General features: G+C 70.0%; 5 protein-coding genes, 2 tRNA genes and 1 pseudogene. 5 read left to right on the top strand and 3 right to left on the bottom strand.

Annotated features, from left to right (window positions below; genetic code table 11):
• Together ACZ5U5_RS26400 and ACZ5U5_RS26395 are read left to right on the top strand one after the other, a co-directional pair.
• Nucleotides 1-272 (top strand): annotated as a pseudogene (locus ACZ5U5_RS26400) (DEAD/DEAH box helicase); the annotation flags it as partial.
• Between the two features lie 171 nt (nt 273-443).
• Nucleotides 444-516 (top strand) — tRNA-Lys (locus tag ACZ5U5_RS26395).
• A gap of 183 nt (nt 517-699) precedes the next feature.
• Here the strand turns inward: ACZ5U5_RS26395 and ACZ5U5_RS26390 are convergent.
• From ACZ5U5_RS26390 to ACZ5U5_RS26380, 3 genes are all read right to left on the bottom strand, one after another.
• Nucleotides 700-1,392: a GAF and ANTAR domain-containing protein gene (locus tag ACZ5U5_RS26390; protein ID WP_469026192.1), complete on the bottom strand. Its 693-nt coding sequence runs from the start codon at nt 1,390-1,392 to the stop codon at nt 700-702.
• A gap of 94 nt (nt 1,393-1,486) precedes the next feature.
• Nucleotides 1,487-2,215 carry an ANTAR domain-containing protein gene (locus ACZ5U5_RS26385; RefSeq protein ID WP_469026189.1) on the bottom strand — a complete coding sequence of 243 codons (729 nt, stop codon included), beginning with the start codon at nt 2,213-2,215 and terminating at the stop codon, nt 1,487-1,489.
• Nucleotides 2,212-2,955: an ANTAR domain-containing protein gene (locus ACZ5U5_RS26380; RefSeq protein WP_469026186.1), complete on the bottom strand. Its 744-nt coding sequence runs from the start codon at nt 2,953-2,955 to the stop codon at nt 2,212-2,214. The genes ACZ5U5_RS26385 and ACZ5U5_RS26380 overlap by 4 nt, the downstream gene beginning before the upstream one ends.
• A 381-nt stretch (nt 2,956-3,336) precedes the next feature.
• On the opposite strand from ACZ5U5_RS26380, the gene ACZ5U5_RS26375 reads away from it, so the two are divergent.
• The 3 genes from ACZ5U5_RS26375 to ACZ5U5_RS26365 all read left to right on the top strand — a co-directional run bounded on the left by ACZ5U5_RS26375 (nt 3,337) and on the right by ACZ5U5_RS26365 (nt 6,331).
• Entirely contained in the window at nt 3,337-4,077 is a 741-nt protein-coding gene (locus ACZ5U5_RS26375; RefSeq protein ID WP_469026184.1) for a GAF and ANTAR domain-containing protein, read from the top strand.
• Between the two features lie 912 nt (nt 4,078-4,989).
• Nucleotides 4,990-5,063 (top strand) — tRNA-Met (locus ACZ5U5_RS26370).
• 110 nt (nt 5,064-5,173) lie between these two features.
• Nucleotides 5,174-6,331 (top strand): PP2C family protein-serine/threonine phosphatase, encoded by a 1,158-nt coding sequence (locus ACZ5U5_RS26365; RefSeq protein WP_469026181.1) that lies wholly within the window; start codon nt 5,174-5,176, stop codon nt 6,329-6,331.
• The last annotated feature ends 42 nt before the right edge of the window (nt 6,332-6,373 follow it).

The following is a 6,373-nucleotide window of genomic DNA, read 5'->3' as shown; positions in this document are numbered from 1 at the left end:
GGGGCGGCGGCGGCTTCAACCGCGACCGCAACGACCGTGGTGGCTCCGGCTTCCGCCGCGACGACCGCCCCTCCGGCGGCCACCGTGGCAGCGACCGTCCGTTCAACCGCGACCGCCGCGACGACCGCCCCGCGGGCGGCTCCGGTGGCTTCCGCTCCGGCGGCCACGACCGCCCGTCGTACAACCGCAACTCGGGTACGTCCGGCACCGGCACGGGCACCGGCTCCTTCGGCCGCCGTGACGACAAGCCGCGCTGGAAGCGCAACGGCTGACGCCTGCTGAACAGTTGAACCGAAGGGCCCGCACGGCTTTGCCGTGCGGGCCCTTCGTCGTGCGCGCGGCGACCGTCCCGGGCCCGTCGCGGACCGCGCGACGGGCCCGGGAGGCGATACCCGATCGGACGACCGGGCCTCTGCGGCTATGCTCGGGGGGTGCATCCGCACGGACCGTTAGCTCAATTGGCAGAGCAGTGGACTTTTAATCCATTGGTTGTGGGTTCGAGTCCCACACGGTCTACGGAAAGTAGGTGAGGGAAACCCCCTCTGACCTGCAACGCAGCGCCCGAGTCGGCTTCGGCTGGCTCGGGCGCTGCGTTGTTCTCGGGGACTCGCGTGAGCGATGCGTGAGCGGATGGCGCGGCAGCGGCCGATGGTGTCGTGGACCGTACGACAGCATCGGTGGTCCTCTGCGCACGCATCTCTAGTCGAGTTGGTGGGTGTTGATGACCTGTTCCGCCGTGCGCAGCAGGGGCTGGTTGTGGCTGAAGGCGTGGGCGCGGAGGCGGGCCAGGGCGTCTTCGGGGGTGAGCCCGTCTTTGGCTGCGAGGACACCGGCGGCCATGTGGACGGTAGGGGGGTAGCCCTGTGGTCCGCGTTGGGTGGGCCGGGAACGGCCGGCGAGCAGGTGCGGGTGCTCTTCCAGGGCGAGCAGGGCCAGGATGCGGGCGTAGGCACTGGCCCGCTCCTTCTGGGCGGGGCTGAACGGGGTGGGCTCGAGGCGGTAGAGATCCATGGCGCCGATGGCGAGGGCGCCGATCGTCAGGGGAAGTGCCAGAACGCTGCGGACGCCGTGTTCGCCGGCCACGGGGGCATAGGCGGGCCAGCGGTCGGTCGCCTGGAGCATGTCCGCGGTGTCGACGGGGGCGCGGCGGGTGTAGGCGTCGGTGCATGGTCCTTCGCCGGTGATCAGCTGGGCGTCTTCCACGCTCCGGGCGCGCTCGTCGGTGGCGGTGGCCAGCAGGCGTAGTTCTCCGGCGACGACGAGGGTGGCTCCGGCGAAGTCGGCTTCCACGTCGTCGGCGCAGGCCGTGCAGGCGACGGTGAGCGTGACGCCACCGGTGTGAGCAGCGGTGCTGATGCGCTGCCAGGCCGCGGCGTGGTGGTCCTGGTTCACGAGGTGTCCCTATGGCGAGGCAGGCGGCGGGAGAGACACGTCCTTCCGCCGGGGGCTGGGGCGGGTACCTGGCCGGGTGCGCGGTCAGGGTTGGTCAGGGTCGTTGCACGGCAGAGGGGTCGATGGAGCCGTCGATGAGTTGCCTGCAGAGCTCGGCCAGGCTCTGCTGGTGGGCGCGAGCGTATTGGCGGAGGGCATCGAATGCCTCGTCGAGCGTGGCCTGCCAGCGTTCGGCCAGAATGCCCTTGGCCTGTTCGATGACGATGCGGCTGGAGAGAGCGGCCCGTAGCTGGGCGCGCTCGATGTTGGCGTGGACGACGGTGCGGTGTTGCAGGATGGCGATGGTGGCCACGTCCGCCAGTGCTTGAGCCACTCGCGCGTCACCGTCGCTGAGTTTCTGTTCACGGGAGTCGAAGAGGTTCATCGCGCCCACGGCCTTCCGGCGCAGGCGCATCGGCAGAGCGTGGCTGGTGGCGAATCCCGCCTGGCGGGCACGCTCGGCGAAAAGCGGGAAGGCGGCAGTCTCCGCAGGGGACTTCAGGGAGATGTTGAAGCGGGCGGTGCCATCGCGGTGGCACTCCACGCAAGGCCCCTGGTCGGCCTGGAGGGCGAAGAGTTCCAGCAGCCGGGTGTGCTCGTCCGATGCGGCGATCAGTTGCAGGCCGCCGTTGGGGTCGGCGAGCATGACTCCGACGGCGGAGACGTCGAGCAGTTCGTTGCAGCGGTCGCACAGCTTGTGCAGGAAGTCGATCAGGTCGAAGTCGTCGACGAGGGTGTCCACGGCATCGACCATGGCTGCCAGTAGTTGTTCTTCGCGGGTCATGGCCCTTCAGTCCCTTCACCGGCAGGTTCGTCCGGCCCGTTTTCATCATTGTGGAAGGCCAGCCGCCTGGCTACTACGTCCTCGGCTACCTCCAGCAACGGCTGCCCGTGCCGGTAGGCGTGGGCGCGCAGCCGCAGGAGAGCTTGGGCGAGCGACACCCTGGCCTGGACGCTGATCATTCCGCTGGCCTGGTGGACGGCGGCCCGGTAGAAGTCCGCGGAGTCAGCCGCGCCGGCAAGGGCCTCTTGTTGCGGATCGCTGTCCAGCAGGACGGCGATCAAAGCGTTGGCCACGAGCCAGACGTCGGTCGACGTGGCGTCCGGCAGCGGGCCAGGTGCCGAGCGCTGCAGGGTCATCGTGCCCAGACAGGCGGACCCGATGGCCAGGGGAAAGCAGAAGATCGCGCCGACGCCCAGCTCCGTGAGCTCGGGCAGCAGAGCGGGCCACCGGTCCATCGGCAGGCGCGCCACGTCTGTCACCAGGACGGGCCTGCACATGGCGGCCACTTCGAGTGCCGGTCCCTGGCCCACCGTGAACTGCAGGTCTTCCAGCCGGATGCTGGCGCCTGGCGTGGACCACAGCAGTTCACTCAGGTCGCCGTCGGTCGTCGCGGAGACGGCGATGCCGTCCACGAGCAGGGCCTGGGCACACAGTTTCGGGTCGGCGCCGATCAGGCCCGGCTCTCCGTGGGAGGGGCGCAGGGTCCGCAACACGTGTGGCAGGTCACTTTCGGTGCCCACTGCTCTCACCTCCCGTGACTGCCTCAGGAGGGGGCCTCCGCGGCGCAGAGGACACACTGACGACGCCTCCAGTCTAGGGACCTTCTTTGGCTGCGGAGGGTCTTCTCGACGTATGGGTGCCGAGGTCGGCGAGGCGGCCGAGTGCCTCCACAAGCTTCTGGAGGGAGCGGGCAGGCGACCAAGTGTCTGTGGACGCCGTGGAACGCGAGGTGAGGCGTACGGTGGAGACACAGGCTGCCCGCAGGCGACACCGCTCGCCCACCTCACCCTGACATTGGCTTCCGATCCGGGCAGCGTCGGCGGTGAATGCCGGAGTTCGGACGCCACCATGACCGCGCGCTTCAACATCGCCTGCCTGCCTGCTCGCGCACCGAGCCTTCGATGACGGCCGCCCGGCGGGAGGCCGTGATCCTCGCCGCCCGCTACACCGGTGATAACTCCAAACCCGGATTACGCATCGGGGAGGCGTGCCGGAGGGCCCTGCACAGCGCGTACTCCGTGGGGCTCACACTGGCGGTCGATGCCGCCCTGGCGCAGCGGGTGTCGCTCTGCGCGGTCGGGCCGCTGGCCCGCAAGGGCGAGGAGCTGCAAATCAGTCTCGGCGAAGGCCCGTGTGTACAGGCCCTGAGCCAGCGCGCTCAGGTATCGGTCGACGATCTCGACGACGCGGCCGCAACCCGGCACTGGCCTGTCTTTGCCCAGCAGGCGAAGGCGCACTACATCCGCGCCGCCTACGCCCTGCCGATCCTCAACGGCGCCGACCCGGCACGGCAGGCGGGCCTCGTCCTCACCCTCTACCGCCACCGGCCCGGCCCGATCTCCGACGCCGACCTGCAAGTTGCCCAGGACCACGCCGACGCCGCGGACCTCCTGCTCCTCGCTACACCCGTGCCGACTGAGGACGAGCTCGTCCACGCCTGGCTCCTGCCCGCGGATGCCGTGGTCCACCAGGCCATCGGCATGATCAGCTACCGCCACTCCCTCACGACCGGCCAGGCCCTCGCCCTGCTGCGCGCCCATGCCCACACCCAGGCGACGCCCTTGACCGGCCTGGCCCGTGCCATCGTCGACGACCACGTCACACGTTTCGATCCACCCGGCTCCGGCACTGGAGAGAGCTGACGGGGTTGCCGGATCGCGAGAACGAACGCGCGGTCGTCGAAGAGAGCGCCTCAAGGCAGAAGGGCAACTGGTCCGTCCACCGACAGGCGTTGGGCGAGCTGCCTGAAACGGCCCCTATCGCGGCTGCCCACGGAGCTTTATCCTGATCCCGGACGCAGGAAAAATCACGTGCTGTCACCGACCACGTGATCCCATCAGGCTCCCAGCCCCCGAGCCGGAACAACACCGAGGCCCGGCTGGAGCCGCATCGCCGACAACACGGCTCCAACCTCCGCCCTCCCGGCCTGTGGGGGTGATCTCGCACCCTCAACTCCGGGGTGGGCCCGCGAGGATGCGGCGGCAGGGAGCCCCGCACATCCTCACGCTTGGGGATCGCCGTCACACACCGGCGGCGATTCCCAAGCCCGGCCTCACCGGCCGGTCTGTCTCGATTCTCCCACCGCGGGCCGCCACTGGACCGGTTCCGTGGACACCTCGTCGAATGGCAGGGCGAACCGCGGTAGGCCCACTGCCGACCTCGAGCGGCCGATCTTTCTGCCGGCCGGGTTTCCACGCCTCCGGTTTCTGTCCGTGGGGAATGCTCGGTCGGGACGGTATGGGGGGTCACGTCAGGTAGGGCACGCGGCCGCCGCCAGAAGGCCTGAGCCGGACCTGGGCCGGCAGCGCGGTCCGAGCGTGGTCGATGACGTTGCCGTTGGAGCAGTTGTCATGCCTATGGTGATGATCTTCTTCAGGAGCTGGCAAACGACGCCCGGTCCGGGTCGTCACGCTCCGCCGGGCGCCCGAGCGGACCGTCTCCCCAGCTCCCCTGCGCCCCTGCGCCCCTGCGCCCCTGTGGAAGGCTCCGTTCGCAGGCGGTTCGTAACCGGTTCGCTTTCACTCCCCCTGATGGCGTAGAGTTGCATTCAACGGCGCGGGGTGGAGCAGCTCGGTAGCTCGCTGGGCTCATAACCCAGAGGTCGCAGGTTCAAATCCTGTCCCCGCTACTAAAGACCGAAGGCCCGGATCCAGAAATGGATCCGGGCCTTCGGTGTTTCCATGACCCGGTCGGCCCACACCGGTCGCCCCCCGCCGCCCCTCCGGGAACCCTGAGTGAGTGGGGCAGCGAGGAGGAATCGGCGGGGGCGGCGGCACGCGTCCCGATGTCCGGCACGAGCGGGCACTCGTGCGGGCTCTTCCCCTGCTGCTCATCGTCCTCGGGATCGTGTACGACGTGTCGACCCCCGCCAGGTTCACCGCCGTGCCCCTGTTCACCGCGGCCCCGCTCATCGCAGCGCCCTTCTACTCGCTGCTCAGCACCGTCCTCATCGGCACCGCCTCCTGCTCCGCCGTCCTCGCCCTGCACTTCAAGTCCAGCACCACCACCGACGTGGAGGCCGTCACCGAACTGATCACGGTGGCGACCGTCGCCGTCCTCGCCGTCGTCATCAACCGCGTCGTACGTCGCAGCGACAAACAGCTCGCGTCCGCCCGCTCCATCTCCGAGGCCGCCCAGCGCGCCGTGCTGCCACAGCCGGACCCCCGCATCGGCGGCCTCGACGTCGCGGCACGGTACGAGGCCGCGGAGGCCGACGCGTTCATCGGAGGCGATCTGTACGCCGTGCAGGACACCCCGCACGGCGTCCGCGTCATCGTCGGCGACGTACGGGGCAAGGGCATGGGCGCGGTGGCGGCCGTCGCCGTGGTGATCGGGGCGTTCCGGGAGGCCGCCGAGCAGGAGTCCACGCTTGAGGCCGTGGCACAGCGCCTGGAGCGTGCCCTCGCGCGTGAGGGCACACGGCGCGACGGGCTCGACGCCTTCGAGGGGTTCACCACCGCCGTGCTCGCGGAGATCCCGCACGGCGACGGTCTGGTGCGTCTCATCAACCGCGGGCACCCGGGCCCGCTGCTCCTGCGCGGCGACGGACGGCTGTGCGTCATGTCCGCCACCGAGCCCGCACTGCCGCTCGGGATGGGTGACCTGGGCGCCTGGCCGGACCGCGCGGACGAGACGGAGTTCCCGCCGGGGGCGATGCTGCTGCTCTACACCGACGGGCTCTCCGAGGCGCGTGACGCCCGGGGCGAGTTCTACGACCCGGCGACGCGGCTCGGCGGCCGGATCTTCCCGGGGCCGGGCGGACCCGACGCACTCCTGACGACGCTCGTCGAGGAAGTGCGGCGGCACACCGGCGGCGGGGGGACCGACGACATGGCGTTGCTCGCGGTGCGGCGGCCCCTGTCACCGGCCGTGACGGAAGGACACCACTCCGCATAACAACTGACGCACTGTCAAGGAGATGTGAAGCTCCGGTGTGTG

The sequence above is a fragment of the Streptomyces sp. NPDC033177 genome (assembly GCF_055577715.1).
This window is presented reverse-complemented; position numbering and strand designations above follow the sequence as displayed.

Bases quoted from the DNA above. Each gene is read 5' to 3' on its own strand.
- ACZ5U5_RS26385 (WP_469026189.1), bottom strand. From the start codon at position 2,215: ATGACCCGCGAAGAACAACTACTGGCAGCCATGGTCGATGCCGTGGAC.
- ACZ5U5_RS26375 (WP_469026184.1), top strand. From the start codon at position 3,337: ATGACGGCCGCCCGGCGGGAGGCCGTGATCCTCGCCGCCCGCTACACC.